General features: G+C 37.4%; 19 protein-coding genes. 8 read left to right on the top strand and 11 right to left on the bottom strand.

Translation table 11 applies throughout. The features are described 5' to 3' along the window. The first annotated feature begins 278 nt into the window (after window positions 1-278). The 3 genes from MKX49_RS00390 to tatA all read left to right on the top strand — a co-directional run bounded on the left by MKX49_RS00390 (window position 279) and on the right by tatA (window position 3,105). A complete protein-coding gene (locus MKX49_RS00390; RefSeq protein WP_340874184.1) occupies window positions 279-1,295 on the top strand; it encodes a multicopper oxidase domain-containing protein in 1,017 nt (338 codons plus the stop codon). A 14-nt stretch (window positions 1,296-1,309) separates the two neighbouring features. Beyond that, entirely contained in the window at window positions 1,310-2,479 is a 1,170-nt protein-coding gene (locus MKX49_RS00385; RefSeq protein WP_340874183.1) for a ZIP family metal transporter, read from the top strand. Between the two features lie 401 nt (window positions 2,480-2,880). Next, window positions 2,881-3,105 carry a twin-arginine translocase TatA/TatE family subunit gene (gene tatA, locus MKX49_RS00380; protein WP_340874181.1) on the top strand — a complete coding sequence of 75 codons (225 nt, stop codon included), beginning with the start codon at window positions 2,881-2,883 and terminating at the stop codon, window positions 3,103-3,105. Between the two features lie 272 nt (window positions 3,106-3,377). Here tatA and MKX49_RS00375 read toward each other — a convergent pair whose 3' ends face one another. The 4 genes from MKX49_RS00375 to MKX49_RS00360 form a co-directional block, all read right to left on the bottom strand. Beyond that, window positions 3,378-4,061 (bottom strand): C40 family peptidase, encoded by a 684-nt coding sequence (locus MKX49_RS00375; RefSeq protein ID WP_340874179.1) that lies wholly within the window; start codon window positions 4,059-4,061, stop codon window positions 3,378-3,380. 451 nt (window positions 4,062-4,512) lie between these two features. Then, window positions 4,513-5,088: a YdhK family protein gene (locus MKX49_RS00370; protein ID WP_340874178.1), complete on the bottom strand. Its 576-nt coding sequence runs from the start codon at window positions 5,086-5,088 to the stop codon at window positions 4,513-4,515. 142 nt (window positions 5,089-5,230) lie between these two features. Beyond that, window positions 5,231-5,908, bottom strand: a complete 678-nt coding sequence (locus MKX49_RS00365) for a response regulator transcription factor (protein WP_340874176.1) — start codon at window positions 5,906-5,908, stop codon at window positions 5,231-5,233. Then, on the bottom strand, window positions 5,908-7,281 hold the full coding sequence (locus tag MKX49_RS00360) for a sensor histidine kinase (RefSeq protein WP_340874174.1): 1,374 nt from the start codon (window positions 7,279-7,281) through the stop codon (window positions 5,908-5,910). Before MKX49_RS00360 ends, MKX49_RS00365 begins: the two co-directional genes overlap by 1 nt. A gap of 155 nt (window positions 7,282-7,436) precedes the next feature. Between MKX49_RS00360 and MKX49_RS00355 the strand changes: the two genes are divergently transcribed. After that, window positions 7,437-7,763, top strand: a complete 327-nt coding sequence (locus tag MKX49_RS00355) for a four-helix bundle copper-binding protein (protein ID WP_340874172.1) — start codon at window positions 7,437-7,439, stop codon at window positions 7,761-7,763. Window positions 7,764-8,063: 300 nt separating this feature from the next. Here the strand turns inward: MKX49_RS00355 and MKX49_RS00350 are convergent, their stop codons facing one another. Continuing rightward, the gene (locus tag MKX49_RS00350; protein WP_340874171.1) at window positions 8,064-8,771 is read right to left on the bottom strand and encodes a YwmB family TATA-box binding protein; all 708 of its coding nucleotides are present in this window, start codon (window positions 8,769-8,771) and stop codon (window positions 8,064-8,066) included. A 906-nt stretch (window positions 8,772-9,677) separates the two neighbouring features. On the opposite strand from MKX49_RS00350, the gene MKX49_RS00345 reads away from it, so the two are divergent. Beyond that, entirely contained in the window at window positions 9,678-10,898 is a 1,221-nt protein-coding gene (locus MKX49_RS00345) for a murein hydrolase activator EnvC family protein (protein ID WP_340874170.1), read from the top strand. A gap of 461 nt (window positions 10,899-11,359) precedes the next feature. Here MKX49_RS00345 and prsW read toward each other — a convergent pair whose 3' ends face one another. The 5 genes from prsW to qoxA all read right to left on the bottom strand — a co-directional run bounded on the left by prsW (window position 11,360) and on the right by qoxA (window position 16,613). After that, window positions 11,360-11,998 (bottom strand): glutamic-type intramembrane protease PrsW, encoded by a 639-nt coding sequence (prsW, locus tag MKX49_RS00340; RefSeq protein WP_336864937.1) that lies wholly within the window; start codon window positions 11,996-11,998, stop codon window positions 11,360-11,362. Between the two features lie 760 nt (window positions 11,999-12,758). Next, window positions 12,759-13,043, bottom strand: coding sequence for a cytochrome aa3 quinol oxidase subunit IV (gene qoxD, locus MKX49_RS00335; protein WP_161923085.1), 285 nt, complete (start codon window positions 13,041-13,043; stop codon window positions 12,759-12,761). A 1-nt stretch (window position 13,044) separates the two neighbouring features. Beyond that, on the bottom strand, window positions 13,045-13,641 hold the full coding sequence (gene qoxC / locus MKX49_RS00330; protein WP_336864940.1) for a cytochrome aa3 quinol oxidase subunit III: 597 nt from the start codon (window positions 13,639-13,641) through the stop codon (window positions 13,045-13,047). After that, window positions 13,641-15,587, bottom strand: a complete 1,947-nt coding sequence (gene qoxB / locus MKX49_RS00325; RefSeq protein WP_336864941.1) for a cytochrome aa3 quinol oxidase subunit I — start codon at window positions 15,585-15,587, stop codon at window positions 13,641-13,643. The genes qoxC and qoxB overlap by 1 nt, the downstream gene beginning before the upstream one ends. Before the next feature lie 87 nt (window positions 15,588-15,674). Continuing rightward, window positions 15,675-16,613, bottom strand: a complete 939-nt coding sequence (qoxA, locus tag MKX49_RS00320) for a cytochrome aa3 quinol oxidase subunit II (RefSeq protein ID WP_336864942.1) — start codon at window positions 16,611-16,613, stop codon at window positions 15,675-15,677. Window positions 16,614-17,370: 757 nt separating this feature from the next. Between qoxA and MKX49_RS00315 the strand changes: the two genes are divergently transcribed. From MKX49_RS00315 to MKX49_RS00305, 3 genes are read left to right on the top strand one after another with little or no spacing between them, the layout of a single operon-like run. Beyond that, window positions 17,371-17,622 (top strand): FeoA family protein, encoded by a 252-nt coding sequence (locus MKX49_RS00315; protein WP_063595296.1) that lies wholly within the window; start codon window positions 17,371-17,373, stop codon window positions 17,620-17,622. After that, window positions 17,615-18,310 (top strand): FeoB small GTPase domain-containing protein, encoded by a 696-nt coding sequence (locus tag MKX49_RS00310; RefSeq protein ID WP_336864945.1) that lies wholly within the window; start codon window positions 17,615-17,617, stop codon window positions 18,308-18,310. Before MKX49_RS00315 ends, MKX49_RS00310 begins: the two co-directional genes overlap by 8 nt. A 32-nt stretch (window positions 18,311-18,342) precedes the next feature. Then, complete coding sequence (locus tag MKX49_RS00305) at window positions 18,343-19,710, top strand: nucleoside recognition domain-containing protein (protein ID WP_419721594.1); 1,368 nt, start codon at window positions 18,343-18,345, stop codon at window positions 19,708-19,710. Between the two features lie 434 nt (window positions 19,711-20,144). Here the strand turns inward: MKX49_RS00305 and MKX49_RS00300 are convergent, their stop codons facing one another. Next, a complete protein-coding gene (locus MKX49_RS00300; protein ID WP_336864949.1) occupies window positions 20,145-20,879 on the bottom strand; it encodes a ZIP family metal transporter in 735 nt (244 codons plus the stop codon). Window positions 20,880-20,979: the final 100 nt, after the last annotated feature.

Raw genomic sequence — 20,979 nt, 5'->3', positions numbered from 1 at the left:
TCTTTAAACCTTTTAAATACTGCCTTTTCGATAATAGATCGTAACCGAATCATGAAAATTTCACCTTTTCGAAGTGAAGCACCTGTTAGTTGATTATTTTAAGGTGCAATAGAAAAAAACACTCCAGTCAAAACTACGGTTGAATATCCCCTCCTGAGCAAAAATTTTTAATTACATATCCTAAAAAAAGAGTTGACATAAAACTTGTACACACCTTAAAGTATAGCTTATACAACAAAAAGTTTCCCTAAGGAAACTTTTTGGAAGGAGGTCAAGTAATGTCGGATGAGAAAAAGGTTTCCCGCAGAGATATTTTAAAGATGGGGACTGCTGGTGCGTTTGGAATAGCTGGATCTTATTACTTAAATAAAATGGCACAAATCCCAACTATGGCTCAGGCATCCAATGGTTCGTCTAACAAGAAGAGCAATCATTCCAATCATGAAAATATGAATGATAAAACAATAACAACAGGTTATAAAATGGCTGAACGGCTCCTTACTGAGTTTGATTATGGAAAAGTTACCAAGCTTCCAAACGGACAAATACTCCGGGAATATGAAGTCGAGGCAATTGATAAGGAAATCGAAATTGCCAAAGGAATTAAATTTCCAGGCTGGACGTATAACGGAACAATTCCAGGACCATCTTTTCGTTGTACCGAGGGGGACCTATTGCGGTTTCACTTTATTAATAAGGGTAGCCATCCCCACTCTATTCACTTTCACGGAATTCATCCTCCAGAGATGGACGGTTTAACTTCCATTTATCCTGGACAGAAATTCACGTACGAATTTGAAGCGAAGCCTTACGGATTACAAATTTACCATTGCCATGTACTCCCCCTAGCCCGCCATATTCATAAAGGCTTATACGGTAATTTTATTATTGATCCAAAGAAGCCAAGAGAACCGGCATTAGAGTTAAACATGGTTATGAATGGATATGATTTGGATTTAGACGGTGAAAACGAGTTTTATACGGTGAATGGCTATGCTTTCGCATTTATGAATCACCCTATTAAAATCAAAAAAGATCAACTCGTAAGGATTTATCTAAGTAATTTAACAGAATTCGACTTATTAAATTCGTTTCACTTACATGCGAATTACTTTACGTATTATCCAACCGGGAGAAACGATAACCCCTCCCAGTTCACAGATACCATCATGCAATGTCAGGGAGAACGTGGAATTATTGAAGTTCGTTTTCCATATAAGGGAACATATATGTTTCATGCTCATGTTAGTGAATTTGCTGAGTTAGGCTGGATGGGATTCTTTGAGGTCGAGTAAAAAGGAGGGATAATATGAAGAGCAAATGGCTAATTACTGTTTTAATTCCGTTAGTATTACTTATAGGGGTGCTAGGATGGGTGCTAAAGAATGGAGCAGGTGTAGAAAAAGACCCTGCAGCACCGATTGAAGTCTTGAACATTGAACGCATCAAGGTAACTAAAACCGGTTTTGAATTATCGGTTAGCAATACAGGGCCAAAACCATTAACGATTTCTCAAGTGATGATCAATGATTCAGTGTGGAATTACAATGTCTCTCCTCAAGCAAAACTTGAACGATTTGATGAGGGAAAGTTGACCATCTCTTACCCATGGGTGGAAGGTGATCCACATACCATTAAGTTAATCACAGAGAATGGGATTATCACGGAAGGTGAAGTTGCAGCTGCCACACTCACTCCAGAAACCACCTGGAGCAACTTTCTTAATTACGGCTTAATTGGATTTTACGTTGGAATTGTCCCGATCACATTGGGGTTGTTGTGGTATCCTTTTATGAAACGTTTCTCACGAAAATCTATAAATGGGATCCTTGCCCTTACCGTTGGGCTCCTTTTATTCTTATTTGTTGGGACTCTGGCTGATGGATTTGAAATTGGTGCAGAAGCACCTTCTGTCTTTCAGGGCAATATGGTTGTGATTATTGGAGCTTCCTTAACCTTCTTATTATTGATTGGCTTTGATCAGTATCAGCAAAGAAAGCAAGAAAAGAAAGGATATTCTCCTTTTGGTTTGGCTTTGTTGATGGCTACCGGAATAGGACTTCATAACTTTGGAGAAGGTTTGGCGATTGGTTCTTCCTTTGCACTAGGTGAAGCTGCTTTAGGAACCTTTTTAATCATAGGGTTTACCCTTCACAACATTACGGAAGGGATTGGAATCGCTGCTCCTTTATTAAAGGCCACACCTCGATTTAGAGACTTTCTTTTACTCGGAGTTATCGCAGGTGCACCCGCCATTGTAGGTACTTGGGTTGGCGGATTCATCTTCTCACCAATTTGGGGCGCTTTGTTCCTTGGTATTGGAGCAGGGGCAATTCTTCAAGTAATTTATGTAATAACGAAAATGCTCATTGAAGATCATAGAAAACATAATGAAGTATCTGTTTCATGGTTAAACCTTTCTGGTTTCGCGATTGGACTATTAATCATGTACTTTACTGCATTTTTCGTGAAATTTTAAGGGATGCCTTAATCTTGTTTGGACTCATAAATAATTCCCGATCTTGGTAGCGCTATGGGTTCAACATTGTTGAATAAAAATTAACCAACGCTGCTAAAACTAATTAAAAGGAGCTTCATTGGTAATGAATCTTGGTAAAAAAAAGAAGTAATTTTGGACGATGGTGGATAAACAAAAAGACATAAATGAATTAGAGTTAGAAAGAGTATCAAATATAAGTAGAGGTACAATTTTAAAATTATGTAGCGATCCGAATCATCAAAAATTTTCACTGTGATTAAAATAATATCAGGGCTTAAAAAAACTTGATAAGAATATGGATTTAAATGATTTTTTTACTGAAGTTATTCTAAAAATGATCTAAAAGGAATTACAAAATTTAATTACTTGGGGGAAGTATTATGTTTCAAAGTATAGGTATACCGGGTTTAATTTTAATACTTGTCATTGCCTTGATTATTTTTGGACCTAAAAAGCTGCCGGAAATCGGTAAAGCCTTTGGACGTACTTTAACTGAATTCAAGAGTGCAACCAAGGAATTAGTATCTGATGAAGGAAAAGAAGAGGGGGAAAGTCCTGAGTTAACGACTGTTGAAAAGAAGCAGGATAAATCGTCAGTTTCATAAGTAAAAAGTAGACGAGGCAACTCGTCTATTTTTTTTTCATCTTAAAGGATACATCCTGCCATGAAAAACAAAGAGATAAATCTCATTGAACATTCGGAGGAACTTGGTCTTTGTTACTTTGATGCATGGTCTGTACATGTGGGGGTTATACTAGCAGCCTTATTTTTGTTTGATAGAGTACATCATAGACTTCTCGGTATCGTAACCTATTAGTAGAACAATAAAAATAATAAAAGCCAGCTCTTTAAAAAAAGAACTGGCCGCTATCTCTATTACATTCTTTTCGCTCCTAAATATCTCTGTTTCCAATAACTATTATCCATGGAGGAAATGCTTACACCATTTGATGAGGAGCTGTGTATGAATTGATTACCTCCAATATAAATACCAGCATGTGAGGCACCAGGTTTGTAGGTTTCATAAAAGACTAGATCCCCAACCTGTGGTTTGGACACCTTTGTCCCCTTTTTATAAATTTCAGATACCGTTCTTGGTAAAGTGACATCCGCACCTTTATCGAAAACGTATTTTAGGAATCCGCTGCAATCAAAACCTTTTGGTGAAGTTCCACCCCATACATACCGTACATTCAAATGTTTCTTTGCTTCATTCACTATCGCAGTAGATTTATTGCTTGTTTTATTTACATTAGCTACGTTAGAGCTCTTCTTTTTTACCCCCAAAGCTTTATATGTATTCGGCCCTACAATACCATCAGCTTTTAAACCTTTACTTTTTTGGAACTTTACAACTGCACTTTTCGTAACGGTCCCAAAATATGTAGTTGTATTCTTACTCTTAAAATACTCTTTTTTCTTTAGAACCTCTTGTAATTGTTTTACTTCGGTATGAGTCATTCCACTTTTTAAGGTCCGATCGCCCAATGCAGCATCACTGACCAATGGATTTGATAGTAACAATCCCGTCACAACAACGGATGCTATGATTTTCTTCATTATCTATTTTTCCCCCGATTAGATCTTTTTTATTATTTTATCACCATTAAATGACATGCACATTTACCTAAATTTACATTATCATTACAAAATTATGCAGAAAGAGTGCAGAAATGACAAAATACCTATAATACCCCAACCACAAAAATCGATAAGACTGTAATTCATCATATAATTAATTACATTTTTTTATATGCAACCCCATTAATTGTTTTCAAGGAAGCTGAAAATTACAATAGGTAGATTAATGTGCGGTTTGTCGGATGTGTTAACATTGGACACTATTAATCGTCGAGCATGAACTAGCATAATCAATAGCGATTTTCTTTTGTGGTTAAATTTTGGATTTTTTTCTGCTAATAAAACCACAAAATAACCTCAGTAAAAAGAGCTTATCCCTCTAGGGATAAGCTCTTTTTTATGGTTTAAGTCTATTCATTTCGTTCAAACATTATTTTGCCGGTGATAACTCACTCTCTGTTACCCATTTATGATTTTTAACTTCTTCTCCATCGGTAGTCGGTATGTAATCAACTACATATACAGTCGTTGCTTCGGCTGAATCAATTTTAGCTTTCGCGCCATCCATTCCTTTCATATGAGCTGCATCTACTGTAACTTCTGTTCCATGTTCTAAAGGTTCATCCCTAGCATCTTTAATCTCTTCCTGGATAACCCATTTATGATTTTCCACTCTTTCTCCACCAGTTGTCGGAGTATACGAAATAGCATAGACCGTCGTATCGTATGCACCCACAATCGTTGCTTTGGCACCCTTCATACCTTCCATGTGATCTGTTTCGAGAATGGCTTGACTTCCAACTTCATAGGTTGGATTCTTTGCCTCTTTCAAACCTTCAGGAACTTCTTCTGAGCTAGAATGGTCCATATTACCATGGTCCATGCCTTCCATGCCTTCCATGTTTTCTTTGTTTTCATCTTTCGCGTTAGAGCAGGCAACCAGCACTAAGAAAAGGGCTACAAATATCGATAAGCTGATGGACATTTTCATTCTTTTTTTCAACATGTATTTGATTCCTCCTTTGGATAATCATTTGTGTTGGCTGCTAATTTGTAATAGAAAATAAGCTTCATTTTAAATGTTTCAATGATTTCCCCCTCCTGTCTAATTTGTACCATTTATATTTTTTTTTATGACAAGACATTCGCTATTCCTTTGGTACCCACTTATATCCAACTCCCCAAACAGTTGAAAGGTATAAATCTACAGGAAATTTTGCCTGCCTTAATTTATCTCGGATATTACGGACATGAGAATCTATCGTCCTATCTTCAGTAAAAACTTTATTCTCCCAAATGCTTTCCAATAAATGTGCCCGTGAAAATACTTTATTTGGATTTTTCAATAATATCCCCAGTAAAGAAAACTCTTTTGGAGTGAGTTGAATCTGCTGTTCTTCATACGACAATTCATGAGATTCCTCATCCCACTTCAATCCCTTGAATTGAATTGCCTTCGTGTTTTTATCGTCCATTCTTCTGAAAAGTGCATCTATTCTAGCCAGTAATTCCCCCTCGTCAAATGGTTTTGTTACATAATCGTCTGCCCCTAATTGGAAACCTCTAACTACATCCGATTTTTCATTTCGAGCAGTCAGCATAATAATCGGTACTTTAGAGAATTCACGAATTTTGGCGCATGCATTCCAACCATCCATGTCCGGCATCATCACATCTAACAAAATTAAATCGGCATATGAGTTTTTCATATGAACAACAGCTTCAAGTCCGGAGTTCACCTTGATACATTGATAAACCGGAGATAAGTATATACTCAACAAATCAAGCATTCTTGCTTCATCATCTACAAGCAATAAGGTTTTCATTACGGCAACTCCTTTAACGAAATAAAAAAGGCTGTCCCTTTTCCTTGCTCGCTTTTTATCTCTATCGTACCTTCGTGTGCTTCCAGTAGTTCTTTGACAATGGAAAGTCCAAGTCCTGACCCTCCAGTGTCCCTAGATCGAGATTTATCCACTCGATAAAAGCGATCAAAGATGTAAGGAAGATCACCTTTAGGAATCCCACGACCTTCATCTTTTATAATCAGCAATACCATTCCCTTATCACTTTTTACAGATATACTCGTTTTGGCATGGGGTTCGGAGTATTTGATCGCATTATCTAATAAATTAAAAATTACCTGTTCAAATCTCATAGGGTCTATTAGGACATTTACATTTTTTTTGCATTCAACGGCAAGTTCCATTCCTTTTTCCGTGAAAGCAGGTAGCATCTTCTCACATATAGAGTTTAAAAAGGAACAAAGCTCTACTTCCATGCGATCTATGACAAAAGTATTTTTGTCTAACTTAGCCAAATCAAATAAATCTTTCATCATATCAGACAGTTTTTTTGTTTCCTCAAAAATAATGCTAAGATACTGATCGCGGATGGTTTCGTCTATATCTTTTCTCCTTGATACATCCGCATATCCCTTAATATAGGTAAGGGGCGTCCTTAACTCATGAGAAATGCTGGCCAAAAACTCATTTCTTTCCTCTTTTAGGTGTTTTAAGTCCTCGGCAAGAATTTTTATGGATCTGGATAACTCCCCCAGCTCATCATCACCCATGTCAGGGAGATTGACAGAGAAGTCACCCTTGCTAAGCTTTTCAGTAGCCCGCTTCATCCTGATCAGAGGCGTCGTCAGCGCTTTAGATAAAAAGAGGATGGTAATGATCATTAAAGTAAGAATCATGATGGCACCTGCTATAAAATGGTGGTTCAGTCGTGATATTAAACTTTGAATCTGATCCGTACTCCGGAACATGTACACATTTCCTTTTTGATTTTGGTTAATTTTAAAAGGCGTGACCGTGGATATATACTTTTCACTTTTCCACCTGTTTTCCAGTATCTCTCCATCACGTGGGACTTGCCCTATTTCTTTGGTTATAATTTTCTGCTCTTCATTATCAAATTTTGAGGACGTAATTATAATGTTTTGATTTTGATCCGTGATAATGACCTCTGTATCAGCTTTTGCTTCCATTACAGCAATGTGATGTAAGGTTTCCTCTTTATAGGAATTTTCAAGCACGTCCCGATGACTATTGCCTCTTGCCTGAAGTGCAGCTAATTCTTCTTCTATTCGGGAATCTACAATGCTTGTATGGAGAAAAAAGAACAAAAATATTTCAAGAATAAGCATGGCACCTAAAAACCAAAGCCCGAATTTCAGGGATATTTTATTCAAATTAATCACCGCTTTTTCGAATTACTATCACCATCATAATGAAAAAATATCAAAAAATTGTGCAGTTTTTAAGGAGTTTTTGATATTTCGTTAAATAATAGTTGAACTGGGTAGAATATGATTGTTGAACAACAAAATACTTAGGAGGTTTTATTATGAATACCACATATGAAGATTGTATTAGAGCATGTCTTGAATGCATGGAGGCCTGTAATACATGTTATGATGCATGCTTAAAGGAAGAAAATCTTAAAATGATGGCTTCTTGTATAAGGATAGACAGGGAATGTGCGGATATCTGTGCGTTTGCAGCTAAAGCTATGCAATCCAACAGTCCCTTTGCCCATCAGATTTGTCAACTTTGTGCAGACATTTGTGAAGCATGTGGAAATGAATGCAAAAAGCACGATCATGATCATTGTCAAAAATGTGCGGAAGTATGCTTTAAATGTGCAGAAGCCTGCCGAAAAATGTCCGCTTAAGGAAAAGGTGGACATTATAAATATGCGTGTGACACCTGAAAACCCATTTCCAAGACTTTAGGGAGATGGGTTATTCTTTTTCCCACCTTAAAAACAAAATGGTTCCACTTACTACATATATTTTTATCTAGTAAATATAGAATCGTTTCTTTTAAACGAAAATCGCCTCTTGACCCAATAACCTTTTTAGGACAGTCTGTATCGCCAATGTTCTATCTGTATTTTCCAATTATTGTAAATGACTTCCGATAATGTTCCACAGGTTTGCCAAAATATTGACAAGCCTATAGACCATTATATCTAGTATTCAGTCGTTATAATTGGTGTACCCATTGTAATTTGAACATTATTATTTTTTGATTTCCTTAGACCAATTTGAACATTAAATGACTTTCCTGTTTTGGTATGAATCCTTTCATCAAATTTACTAGAGAGAGCTGAGACGGAAATAAAATCTCTTTCTGATACCCCTTCCACATAACTAGCAGAAAATGAATCCAGCAAATTACCTTCAAGTTGATTAAGTTTTTGTGCACCCTTTTTCCCCACCACAGTAATATACGGATTAACTTTTTTAAATTGAACTGGTATGTACAAATCTTTAATTTTGTTTAAACCTAACCTATTGTCGCCTGTAACTTGATAACTTAGACTAACATCAGATAGCTTCCCATTTTTAATTACGGAAAAGGTAAATAGTATTTCCTCTTGGTTAGTTTCTTTTACGCCTTTAATAGTTTTATGGTGAATATCATTTCCTTCTTCCGACCAGGTAAATGAGTCATCGCTTTTTATAGTAGTAACCATCCGGTTCAGATCATCATCCTCTACATTTTCCATTATTGTCCGGTAATATATTCTCCACTCCTTAACTTTTATTTTGTTTTCACTAGCTACATTTAAAACATCATTGAGATTATGATATACATCAAAATTCTGACTATATGCACCTTTTGTAAAGATTAGGAAACTAAATAAAATTAAGAAAGCTACTGCATTGATTTTCATAAAATTCACCTCGCTATTATCATTGACAATAACAAGCTACAATATACTGACATTATCAAACTAGTAAGCACGGAACCACTAACCGGAACAAAAAAAATGGTTTTCCAAGCCCACAATGATCTTTGAAATAATTGAGGACCACGGTTTAAAAGATATACTAAAAGACACGACTTTTAATCGACCAGTCTCCATTAGCAGTTTACTGTTCACCTTATTAAGCAGTAGATACATTAAGATCGAAGCGACCCGTTAATATGGAACTATATCAAAATCGATTGGCAAAATATAATTCAAAACGGGCAGAAAGCTAAGCTTCTGCCCGTTTTTTTACTCACTCGTTGTTTCACCTTCAGTGCTTTTGAAACAGTCACTGAGAATCTAAGGGCCCTCAATTCCTCTCCTAATTCTCCTAATATGCTGTTTATAAATTCCATTTATTTAAACTATTTTCACGTTCAACTTTTCGACCATTTACGTCAATGAAATACAAATGTAATGCTTTTATATTATTTCTTGTCGAACCCTGATGATATAATAAATCCCAGTAAAATAATGCTATTAAATTGTGCTAGATAAAAATAAATGTGTACATAAAAAATGAATTTGAATCTGAATAGTCCCCATTATTATTGACCTCGTGTGATCAGTTTATCCTTTGTTTTATATTTGGTTGCTTAAAATGCTTAGATATAGTTTCCCTAAATATAAAACTATTAATTATAGTGAAAAAACATACAATTTTTATACTTGAAATGCATTCATTTCTGTTGGTGTGACAACTCGCTAATAATAATTTAATACTGAGGTATTTTTGATGCTATCTTCTTTTCGAAGATTCGCTTTAAAACTGTATGGGAATCTTTATATAGGAACAGATTCAAGGGCATTACCAGGAGGAACAAGAGATTGAGAAAAAAGATTTTATCGTTAGGATTTGTTGCCTTAATAGGTACCGCTACCATAACTAATCCAATAACCCAAGATTTGACCTATGCAAGCGCAGACCTAGAGCAAAAAAAAGAAAATATAAAAAATGAACGTTCCGATGTAGATACAGACATTAAAAAGAAACAAAATGAACTATCAAATCTAGAGGACAAGCAAAGAGTCCTTGATAACGAAGTAATGGAACTCGATATGGAAATGAAAGATACCAATGAGCAAATTCGTGAACTTCAAGGTAAAATGGATGAGACTAAACAAAAGATTAAGGAATTGAAAGTAGAAATTGCGGAATTAAAAGAACGTATAAAAAAAAGAAATGCTATTTTAAAAGAAAAGGCACTTGCCTTGCAAGAAAGTGGTGGTGAGGTTGAGTACATAGAAGTGCTACTAGGTGCAAAGGACTTCAGCGACTTCGTAAGTCGTGTTGGTGCGGTAAGCACAATGGCCGAAGCTGATAATGAAATATTAAAGGCTCATGAAGAAGACAAAAAAACACTTGAGGAAAGTGAAACGGAACTAAATAACGAATTGAAAGATCTCGAAATCGGACTCGCTGATTTGGAATCATTAAAACAAGAATTAAAAGGACAAATCGCTAAAAAAAATAAGCTTATTAATCAAGTAAAAAAACGACTACAAGATACGGAAACATCCATTTACGAATTAGAGGACGAAGCGACCTTCCTTAAAGAACAGGAGTCAGCCATTCAAAGTGAAATGGATCGCCAAGAACAACTAGGACGGGCCAAGAATTCAAAGCCAACTGTCACGAGTTCATCTCAACCGGACATCACGAGTGGTAATTTCATGTGGCCGGCAAAAGGGACATTCACTTCCGGATATGGCTCTCGTTGGGGTAAACTCCATGGAGGGATTGACTTGGCGAACCCTGCAGATAATGTGCCTATCGTCGCTTCAGCGAAAGGGACGGTTATTCGTTCCTATTATTCTAGTAGCTACGGTAATGTTGTTTTCATCTCCCATAATATTGAAGGTAAGGTTTACACCACCCTGTACGCTCATATGGATTCACGACTGGTAAGCAACGGACAATCTATAAGTAAGGGGCAACAAATCGGATATATGGGGAACACCGGCCGTTCAACAGGTAAACACCTACATTTTGAAATACATGATGGTGCCTGGAAAAACCCTATTAATCCTATGCAATTTTTAAAATAGAAGGGCAACTCCTGAAATCGAAGGGTTTTAGGAGTTTTTTTGTACCCTAAAACGGCGCAAATGTATTGTACATTTATGCATCCCCCTTCCAATTTTCTCGATTTGAATACCAAACAGCAACGTTAATTCCCTCCTTCCATGTTAGGTTGTTGGACAAATTGAACTGTATATTTATTAAGGAAATTTCAAAAATTTTAATGTTCCTATTTACGAAATTACACAGATTTCACTGGTATGTGAAAATGCTCTCAATTCGTTTTTGAAGTCACCTGCACATTAGGCTTTATGTGAACTCTCTGTTTTTCAAATTTGTGGCCCTGATCATCTTTCACATGGGCGAAAATAGGAACAAAAATTTGCTTGGTTTTTACTTAAGTAAGACAAGACCATGTATGCGTATAATAATAAATGCAGGAATTTCAAATGGAATGCTTCAAATATTAATCTTTTTAAAGGATGGTTTATACCATCCTCGCCTTTTTAACCTTATTCATTCCGAACCACCATAGGAAAAACATGAAAGGTAACATCCAGTATATCGTAAAACCACCCTTTAACAGTATCAAGTTATATAGCCCATGTAAGATGAATGGTATGAAAAAGGCCAAGAACAAATAAAGACCTGCATTAGATAGAGAGAATTTTCCTTTACCAAGATAGTACCCCATAATCACGCCAAAGAGGGCGTGGCTCGAAACCGGCAGTAATGCACGGCCCATAGCAATATGTACACCATTTGCAAAAAGATACAGGATATTTTCTAATGTGGCAAACCCTAATGAAACAGCTACCCCATATACAATCCCATCATATGGCTCATCGAATTCGACATGGTTGTATATAGTGAAAAACAAAATGAACCACTTGAAGAACTCCTCTATAAAAGCGACCGTCAGAAAGGAGGACAAATACATATTTTCAATTATTTGTTCCTCCTCCATTATATATTCCATGAACATTAGAGGGAAAACCAGTAATGCCCCGTATAAGAAGGACCTTAACACCAAAGATAATGGCTCTGTTTCATTCTGGTCATTTAAATAAAAATAACAAAGCAAAGCCAGCCCTGGCGCTATGGCGGCAGAAAGTAAAACCAGCATGAATAACTTCTCCCAACTTTTTCTAAGTTTCACAATGGTAAAGCTATTACACCTAAGGCTTTGGTTAACCACCCACCTTTGCCAATTCAATCAATCATTGTTTTTATTTTTTTAAGGTGATCCTTTAACGATGTTCTTCTTTCATAATGAAAAATTATAATCTGTATATATTTCACTTGAAAAATACCCAGCTGATAACTGATTCAAGTGTAATTTTCAGAATTGAAGAAAAAATCTTGGTTCACGTATCCGTATTACAGCCACACCTTTTAATTTTTAAAAATGCTATTCAAGGGGCACTGCGATAGCTCTTACTTAGTTTTGATAGCATCGCATTATGACGACTCAAAAGATCCTCGGAAAATCAAAAATTCACACAAATTAATAAGATGGTAAATTGAATAAAAAACAGAAAGAGGCCCATTACAGGCCTCCATCTTGTCCTAGATAGTAATGAGCGGGGTAGTAAACTCATTACGTATATTATACAAAAAAAGTATGCATTTTGTTTGCAGATTCTTTGAATTTTATTAGGCAGTTCATATTTTGTGGCCCCTCTCTTTACAATCAGCAACATGAATTATACTGAAATTGATAAACTACACCCGTTGGCTACACACTTTTCCCTATGTCTCAGCATGTTATTCATTATTTTATTTCACCTGAGGAGAAGCAAATGGTATCAGCTAATATCTTCCGGAAATCTACTTATATGCAAAAAAACTGGGCGTCTTAATGACGCCCAGTTTTAAAGGTATAATTATTGGAATCCCCAAACCATTGTTAGCATTGTACCGAAAATTGTAACCAATGCAACGAACAGTCCGTAATATACGTTTGTGTAAATAGACGCTTTATCTTCTGACTCTCCTGCGTGCATGAACAGAACTAATTGAAGGCCTGCTTGCATGAAGGCTGTCACAAGTAAGATGATGACTCCCATCTTAAGGGAAAGATCAAATACTAACACTGAGAGTGCAACCACAGTCAGGATTAGTGAAAAGGCGAATCCCATTACTTGTCCACGTGGGAATAATTCTTTCATATTACATCATTCCTTTCAAATAGATGAAACTGAAGATGAAAATCCAGACAACATCCAAGAAATGCCAGTAAAGAGAAAAGATGAACGCTTTGTTTGTTGTTTCTGCAGTCAAGCCGCGTTTTTTAATCTGAAGGATAATGAATGTTCCCCAGAATAAACCGAGTGTAACGTGAGCTCCATGTGTACCTAGAGTCGTAAATAAACTAGATAAAAAACCACTTGTTTGAAGAGTCGCCCCTTCATGTACATACTCCACGAATTCATAGATTTCGACTCCTAAAAAGCCTAAACCAAGAAGAAGTGTAATAATGAAGAAATTAACCATTGCTTTCTGTCTACCAAGTCTCATTGCATGAATTGCAAGGCCAATGGTGAAACTACTTGTTAAAAGAAAAACTGTTTGAAGCATTAGGGTTGGTACTTGAAAAAGTTCTTCCCCTGTTGGACCATCTCCAGTACCATTAACTAGTACAAAATAAGCGGCGAACAGTGTAGCAAAAAGAGCTATTTCTGCTCCTAAGAAAATCCAGAATCCAAAAATCTTTAAGCGATTTTCTTCCGTGCTATATTCTAGTGGCAGCGAGCTATCTACTTTCATTACTTAGCACCTCGCAATTTATTTTCTGTCTCTTCTATTTCTTTAACAGAGATGTATCGACCATGATCTTTTTCGAAAGAACGGTGAGCCATACAAGCAAAGATACCGATCGTTGCAATGATTGCAATGATCCACATGCTGAATACCATTGCAAAGCCCCAAACGAAGAAGATACAACTCATGATAAACGGAACTCCACTATTATTTGGCATATGAATCTTTTCTACTTTACCGCCAAATAATTTAAAGCCTTTTTTCTTTGCATCCCAGAATGCTTCTGTAGAATCAACTGTAGGCACAATTGCGAAGTTGTATTCTGGTATTGGTGTATGGGTAGCCCACTCGAGAGAACGTGCGTCCCATGGATCGTTTGAAATATTTCTTGATGCATAACGAGTGCTCCAATAAATGTTGTATACGATTAGCGCGAAACCTATTGCTAAGCCAACTGCCCCAATGAAAGAAAGCATATTCAATGGACCATAGCCCGTTGATTCAGAGTACGTATACATACGACGTGCCTGCCCATCTAAACCAGTGATGAACATCGGGAAGAATGTTACATTAAAGCTGATTGTGATAAACCAGAACGCCCATTTCCCGATTTTTTCGCTCAACATGAAGCCAAACATTTTTGGCCACCAGTACGTAAAACCAGCAAGTACGGCAAAGACAGTACCAGGAATCAATACGTAGTGGAAGTGAGCTACTAAGAACATTGTATTATGGTATTGATAGTCAGCACTTGCCATGGCAAGCATAACTCCAGTTACCCCACCGAGTGTGAAAATCGGAATGAAAGCTAAGGAGTAAAGCATTGGGACGGTAAATACGATTTTACCTTTCCAAAGTGTGAACAACCAGTTGAATATCTTAACGCCGGTCGGAACAGCGATTGCCATCGTTGTGATGGAGAATATGCTGTTAACCATTGTACCTTGACCCATTGTATAGAAATGGTGAGCCCATACAACGAAAGATAGAGTAGAAATAGCTACCATGGAGATAACCATCGAATTATATCCATACAGGTTACGACGTGCAAAAGTCGAAATGATCTCACTGTAAATACCGAAGGCAGGAAGAATTACGATATAAACTTCAGGATGTCCCCAAACCCAGAACAAGTTCGCCCAAAGCATATCGCTACCGCCATTGGACATCGTAAAGAATTGAGTTCCGAATAGACGATCCATTGTCATCAACGCAAGTGCCACTGTCAATACAGGGAAAGCGAAAACGATAATGAAGTTTGTGATCAAGATAGACCATGTGAACATTGGCATTTTCATTAAGTTCATGCCAGGTGCTCTCATTTTCAGTATTGTTACGATAAAGTTGATACCAGTCAGTAATGTCCCGATACCAGCTATTTGAATGGCAATCGCGTAATAGTTCGAACCGACTGATTCACTGAAATCGTTACTTGCCAGAGGGAAGTAAGATGTCCAACCTGCATCAGGAGAACCACCAACTACGAAAGAAATGTTAAATAGCATCGCACCCATGAAAAATAACCAGAAGCTTACTGCGTTTAAACGTGGGAATGCTACGTCACGCGCTCCAATTTGTAATGGTGTAACGATGTTCATTAACCCAATGATAAATGGCATAGCCATAAACAGGATCATTACAACCCCGTGTGTTGTAAAGATTTCATTATAATGCTGCCCATCCAACAGACCGTTATCTGGAACAGCCGTTTGAGCACGCATCATGAGAGCATCGGCGCCACCACGGAAGAGCATAAGCAGTGCTGACAAGATGTACATGATACCAATACGTTTATGGTCAACCGTTGTTAACCACTCACGCCATAAGTAACCCCATTTTTTAAAATAGGTAATTCCTGCGACAACCGCGATCATGGTTAAAGCAATGGCAACCATGGATGCATATATCGCAGGACTTGGATGAGGTACGGCAAATCGATCAAAGTAATCCATACTCTTTGTAACTCCTTTCATAACGTTGCTACATTAATGGTAAAAAGTTAAAGCCTGTTATTTTATCGGACGACCTTTAAATATTAATCATTCATGGTTCATGTTGCTGTGGTCAGTATTTGTGGAATCTTCACCAGGTTCATTGGATTCCTTAGAATCATTTTCAGTTTCATTAGTATCTGATGATCCGTGGTTACTATGACCTTCTGGAGCTGGTGAAAACTTCAAGTGAGTTCCAGTGTACGTGGATTGTCCCACATGACCGGGCTCTAATAATTTATTGAATTTCTCTTCTGTGATTGGTTCAGCAGTAGCTTTAATTTCATCTACCCACTTAACATACTCTTTTGGAGGCATCACCTTAACGTTGAACGTTTGCTCAGCAAAACCAGAACCACTGAAGTTGGCGTTTCGACCCATATAGTCGCCTGGAGCATAAGCTGCTAAATGTAACGTGTTTACCATATCGGACATCGCATATTTTTGTCCTCCAAGTTGTGGAATCCAGAAACTAGAGATTGGTCCGAATGAATAAAGTTTAAATTCAATTGGTCGGTTTGTTGGCAAAAACAGGTAATTTACTGTTTCGATATCTTCTTCCGGATAACTAAAGTGCCACTTCCAGTTCGATGAAGAAGCATAAATAATTAATGGTTCCTTATCTTCATATCCTTTCGGTGTCGCCTCGACTTCAGAAGTCGATTGAACAGTAACAACTGAAAGGAAAGCGACGATTAAAATTGGGATTGCAACCCAAATTATTTCCAGAGTCTTACTTCCTTCAATGTGAGGTGGTTCATAATCTTCACGCTGTTTGGAAGCACGATATTTCAATATCATGAAGATATAAAGTACGACCACAACAAGAACGACAAAAGCCATTGTCCAAATTGATATCATAATAACATTTGCTTGTGTCTCGGCTACAGGACCCTTAGGATCTAAGACCATTAATGGGTTATCGCAACCAGTAAGCACTGTGGCAATGGTAAAAAGTATAGTTAATAAAGCCCATTTCATTTTCATAATACTACCCCTTTCTTATATAATAAAATTTCAAATGGTAATTATTCGGATAAAGTGTTACCATATTCACATATCCCGACATACTCATATTAATCCCAAGTAAAAAAAAAGACAATATAAAGTGACATCTGTCACATAAAGTTCATTAAAGAGCAGTAAGAAGTTGGTAACTGAACTGAAACGTTCGAAAATCTTTCTGAAATGAAATATAATAAGTGTTTAAAATCTACTAGTTGAGGAGTTTACTTTTCTTTTAAGGATTTACTAGTGACTCAGCCCTTTATGCCTTTTATCTTATTTCAATATAATTCTGTATAATTTTTACATACACCTTTGTAAATACCGAACATAACTTAAACTGAATATTCACTAATAATTTATCAGTTTAAGCGGTCCTTTCCACAGTCCCACTTAAATCAATGGACTTTCACACCGCCTTTTATATTCTGAATATTTTGATTAATGAAATTGAATATAAGACTGTGTTCTCTAACCATAACTTCAAATATAAAATGTTATTCCAAAATATCCACTCACAAATTTTTCATATTTCTTTCCTGGTGCATGAAATTTCAGACTAAGAGGTAATTTTAAAATCTCAATTAAGAATGCAATAGCCAATATCAAAAAATGCGTAAATGTTTAAATTTAAAAAAATTCTTAAAAGGTTGGATTTCCTTTGACAATTTAAGCATATATCCCATAATATAAAGTAAAAGTTGCGCATGGTAAAAAAAAATGTAGAGGAGAAATATTGATGGGGTTGTCTAAAAAGTTATCATTGTATGATGGAAACAAGGGAGATTTCATCCGCATCAAACATTTAAATATTGTTGGCGTCATGCGGCGAAGGTTACTCGATTTAGGATTTGTTCCTGGAGCCGTTGTCGAAGTGATTCGCAAAAGTCCGTTAGGTGATCCTATTGCCTTCCGTGTAAGCCAAACATCCATTGCTTTAAGAAAAGAGGAGAGTCAAAAGATAGAAGGGGAGTTGATTCAATATGAGTGAGACGTTTCGAATAGCCCTTGCCGGAAATCCCAATACAGGCAAAAGCACTTTATTTAACCTTCTTACAGGTTTGAGGCAGCATACCGGGAATTGGTCTGGAAAGACTGTCGATATGAAAGCTGGAACCTTTTCTTTCAAGGAAAAGCAATATGAAATCATTGATCTTCCCGGGACCTACTCCCTATATTCAAATTCGTTGGACGAAGAAATCGCCAGGGATTACATCGTGTTCGAAAAGCCCGATGTCACTATTGTAATTCTTGATGCGACAGCAATGGAAAGAAACCTGAATTTGGCGTTACAGGTATTGGAAATGACCGAAAAAACAATCATCTGTATAAATTTAATGGATGAGGCGGAGAAATTAGGAATCCATATCAATGAAAGGGTTTTAATGAGGCGATTAGGCGTTCCCGTCATTAAAATTTCTGCACGAAACAAAGAAGGTATACCCATGTTGCTTGATACCCTTGATCGTTTATTAATGGGAGAAATACAGTGCACCCCTTTCCATATGCCCTATGATGATGAAATCGAACAAAGGATAAAATCTCTTGAACCAATGGTGCAAAAGATTTTCGGCGCTGGCCTTCCTACTCGATGGCTTACCTTACGTCTCCTGGATGGGGATAAGGACTTGTTGAGGCAAGTGGAAAAGAGAAATACCATAAATGAGGTATATAAATAATGGAGATGAACACATCGAAAGAACAGCATAATATGGATGAACTATTTCAACAGGCGGACCGTCTTTCCTCTTCACATATTCGAGATCGAATAGTCGAACAGCTGTATAAACAAAGTAATCAATTAATCAAAGCAGGAGTTACTTTCTCAAAAGCCCAACATAACGAGAGAACGGAAAAATTGGATGCTATTTTCACTTCTCCAATTTTCGGCTTTCCCATCATGTTGGTTATGTTGGGGACGGTATTCTACTTAACCATCGCCGGGGCCAACATTCCATCTTCAATGTTGGCCGACTTTTTCGGATGGGTTGAAGGTTATTTGACTGTTTCCTTTAATAATATCGGCGCACCTGATTGGCTACATGGGGTTCTAGTACTTGGATTATATCGCGGAACAAGCTGGGTGATCAGTGTCATGCTTCCACCTATGGCCATTTTCTTTCCTGTCTTTGCCCTACTTGAGAATTATGGATATCTTCCACGAGTAGCCTTCAATATGGACCGATTATTCAAAACTGTAGGAGCCCACGGGAAACAATCCCTTACAATGGCGATGGGGTTCGGGTGCAATGCAGCAGCCGTCATGTCCTCCAGGATCATCGAATCTCCTAGGGAACGTATGTTAGCCATCTTAACCAATAATTTTGTCCCTTGTAATGGACGTTGGGGAACGTTGATTATTCTATCTTCCCTCTTTATGGCCTCGGGTTTCACTGGGGGGATGAATTCAATAGTGACGACTTCAGTGATTGTTGGAATTGTGATAGTCGGCATAATGACCACATTCCTTGTATCGTGGGTACTTTCCAAGACGGCTCTTAAAGGGGTTCCCACACATTACACTCTGGAGCTCCCTCCTTATAGGAAACCAAAATTTTTCGATACGGTCGTGAGGTCGTCTTTGAACAAATCGCTATCTGTTCTCTATCGTGCCATAAAAGTGGCAGCCCCTGCAGGTATCTTAACCTGGGTTCTAGCTAATATACAGATTGGGGATATGAGCATTCTTTTATACATCGTTAACTTTCTGGACCCGTTGGGACAATTAATCGGACTGGATGGGTATATCCTAATGGCTTTTCTAATTGGTCTGCCGGCAAACGAAATTGTTTTACCTATCCTGTTAATGGGATATCTATCGACGGGATCGTTAATGGATGTCGATGGGATCGAGGATCTAAAGCGAATTTTCCTTGACCATGGGTGGACCTGGGTAACGGCATTGAACATGATGTTATTTTCCCTGCTTCATTACCCTTGTGGTACGACACTGGTCAATATATATAAGGAAACAAAGAGTTTGAAATGGACATTCTGGTCCTTCATGATACCTACCGCGATTGCCTTCCTGGTGACATTTGCGGTAGCTCAGGCAGCCCTTCTATTCGGTTGGGGTTGAAAATAATTCATTCATTTTATAAGAGGAAAAAAAGGAGAAGTTAAGGGGGAAGGACGTGTACATTGGAATAGGAATAACCATAATCGCACTTGCGTTACTTTGCTTTATAACAGGGTTACTCTTGTTAAAGGACAATAATAAACATTGGATGGTGATTGGTGTAATTTCTCTAGCAATACTAATTGCTATTTCAGTTTTTCTATCATTGAATGGCAATGGTTAGGTCACTTGTAAAAATCATCATCAACCAAAAGGAGTTATTTTAATATAAGGAGTACGTCCTTTTTAGATTTGAGAATCCTGCCCTCAATTTGGGGCAGGTTTTAATTTGTTAGATACAAATTTGTCATTATAAAGACAAGTCACATAATCCATCAATAGCTTTTACCTACCGTTTTAAGTATTCACTTCTCTACCAAAGCTAGAACTATTTTTCAATGGCTAAAGGCAGCGATTTGCAGGAATAGAAAGGTTAGAAATCCAGCCAAAACAGCCCCGACCATTAATGGGGTGAAACGGTCGGAAGCCCCCTTCCATAGTATTTCATAGAGAGTGACATAACTAAGGGTACCCAGAGCTGCTCCCAAAAGCAGGGTTTGAATCTTTATTGAGCCAGTATTTATTGTCATTCCAAGATATGAAGTCGTACCAACTGCTAAGGATAGTAAAAAGCTAAACACCCAAAAGACTTTAGGGTTGGCATTGGAAACCATGACTGAAACCATCATGACCATTCCTTCGGGAAAGTGATGAATCAAAATGGCCGAGAACAGGGCTGAATTTTGGAGTTGCTGGTCCTGAAAACTCATGCCTAAGGCCAAGCCTGTAGGAATGCTGTGAATGAAGAGTGCAAGGAACAGGAAAATGTACATTTGGGGCTTCTCGAAATGTACACCTTTCATGTTATGCAGAATATGATCCATAAATAGCATGAAGACGATTCCTGAGGAGAAGCCAGCAAGTATACCAAGTGAATCATAATCACTGATCGTTTCCGGAAAGATTTCCAATCCCAATAACCCAACCAATAATCCACCACAGAACATGTGTAATAGCCGATAATTCCTTCTCAAGACACCCTCTACATACTTTGTGGCCAGACCACCTAAACCAGTTCCAAGGAAAATCATCATCATTATAAATAGGCTGACTTTTAAACCCTCTGTCATACTTTACCTCCAATAATAAAAGTTTGTACATTATACTCAAAATTGGGGGGGTTAAGTTCTTTTATTTTGCCTCGGCCCTGAATCATCAATATCACGAAAT

It is taken from the genome of Peribacillus sp. FSL M8-0224 (assembly GCF_038003055.1).
GTDB lineage: Bacteria > Bacillota > Bacilli > Bacillales > DSM-1321 > Peribacillus > Peribacillus frigoritolerans.
The sequence above is the reverse complement of the archived record's forward strand: the minus strand, read 5'-3'. Positions and strand labels throughout refer to the sequence as shown.

Bases quoted from the DNA above. Each gene is read 5' to 3' on its own strand.
- MKX49_RS00385 (WP_340874183.1), top strand. From the start codon at position 1,310: ATGAAGAGCAAATGGCTAATTACTGTTTTAATTCCGTTAGTATTACTT.
- MKX49_RS00375 (WP_340874179.1), bottom strand. From the start codon at position 4,061: ATGAAGAAAATCATAGCATCCGTTGTTGTGACGGGATTGTTACTATCA.
- MKX49_RS00365 (WP_340874176.1), bottom strand. From the start codon at position 5,908: ATGAAAACCTTATTGCTTGTAGATGATGAAGCAAGAATGCTTGATTTG.
- qoxA (WP_336864942.1), bottom strand. From the start codon at position 16,613: ATGAAAATGAAATGGGCTTTATTAACTATACTTTTTACCATTGCCACA.
- qoxC (WP_336864940.1), bottom strand. From the start codon at position 13,641: ATGAAAGTAGATAGCTCGCTGCCACTAGAATATAGCACGGAAGAAAAT.
- MKX49_RS00300 (WP_336864949.1), bottom strand. From the start codon at position 20,879: ATGACAGAGGGTTTAAAAGTCAGCCTATTTATAATGATGATGATTTTC.
- MKX49_RS00390 (WP_340874184.1), top strand. From the start codon at position 279: ATGTCGGATGAGAAAAAGGTTTCCCGCAGAGATATTTTAAAGATGGGG.
- MKX49_RS00305 (WP_419721594.1), top strand. From the start codon at position 18,343: ATGGATGAACTATTTCAACAGGCGGACCGTCTTTCCTCTTCACATATT.
- tatA (WP_340874181.1), top strand. From the start codon at position 2,881: ATGTTTCAAAGTATAGGTATACCGGGTTTAATTTTAATACTTGTCATT.
- MKX49_RS00315 (WP_063595296.1), top strand. From the start codon at position 17,371: ATGGGGTTGTCTAAAAAGTTATCATTGTATGATGGAAACAAGGGAGAT.
- MKX49_RS00355 (WP_340874172.1), top strand. From the start codon at position 7,437: ATGAATACCACATATGAAGATTGTATTAGAGCATGTCTTGAATGCATG.
- qoxD (WP_161923085.1), bottom strand. From the start codon at position 13,043: ATGAAAGAATTATTCCCACGTGGACAAGTAATGGGATTCGCCTTTTCA.
- MKX49_RS00370 (WP_340874178.1), bottom strand. From the start codon at position 5,088: ATGTTGAAAAAAAGAATGAAAATGTCCATCAGCTTATCGATATTTGTA.
- MKX49_RS00350 (WP_340874171.1), bottom strand. From the start codon at position 8,771: ATGAAAATCAATGCAGTAGCTTTCTTAATTTTATTTAGTTTCCTAATC.
- prsW (WP_336864937.1), bottom strand. From the start codon at position 11,998: ATGCTGGTTTTACTTTCTGCCGCCATAGCGCCAGGGCTGGCTTTGCTT.
- MKX49_RS00310 (WP_336864945.1), top strand. From the start codon at position 17,615: ATGAGTGAGACGTTTCGAATAGCCCTTGCCGGAAATCCCAATACAGGC.
- qoxB (WP_336864941.1), bottom strand. From the start codon at position 15,587: ATGGATTACTTTGATCGATTTGCCGTACCTCATCCAAGTCCTGCGATA.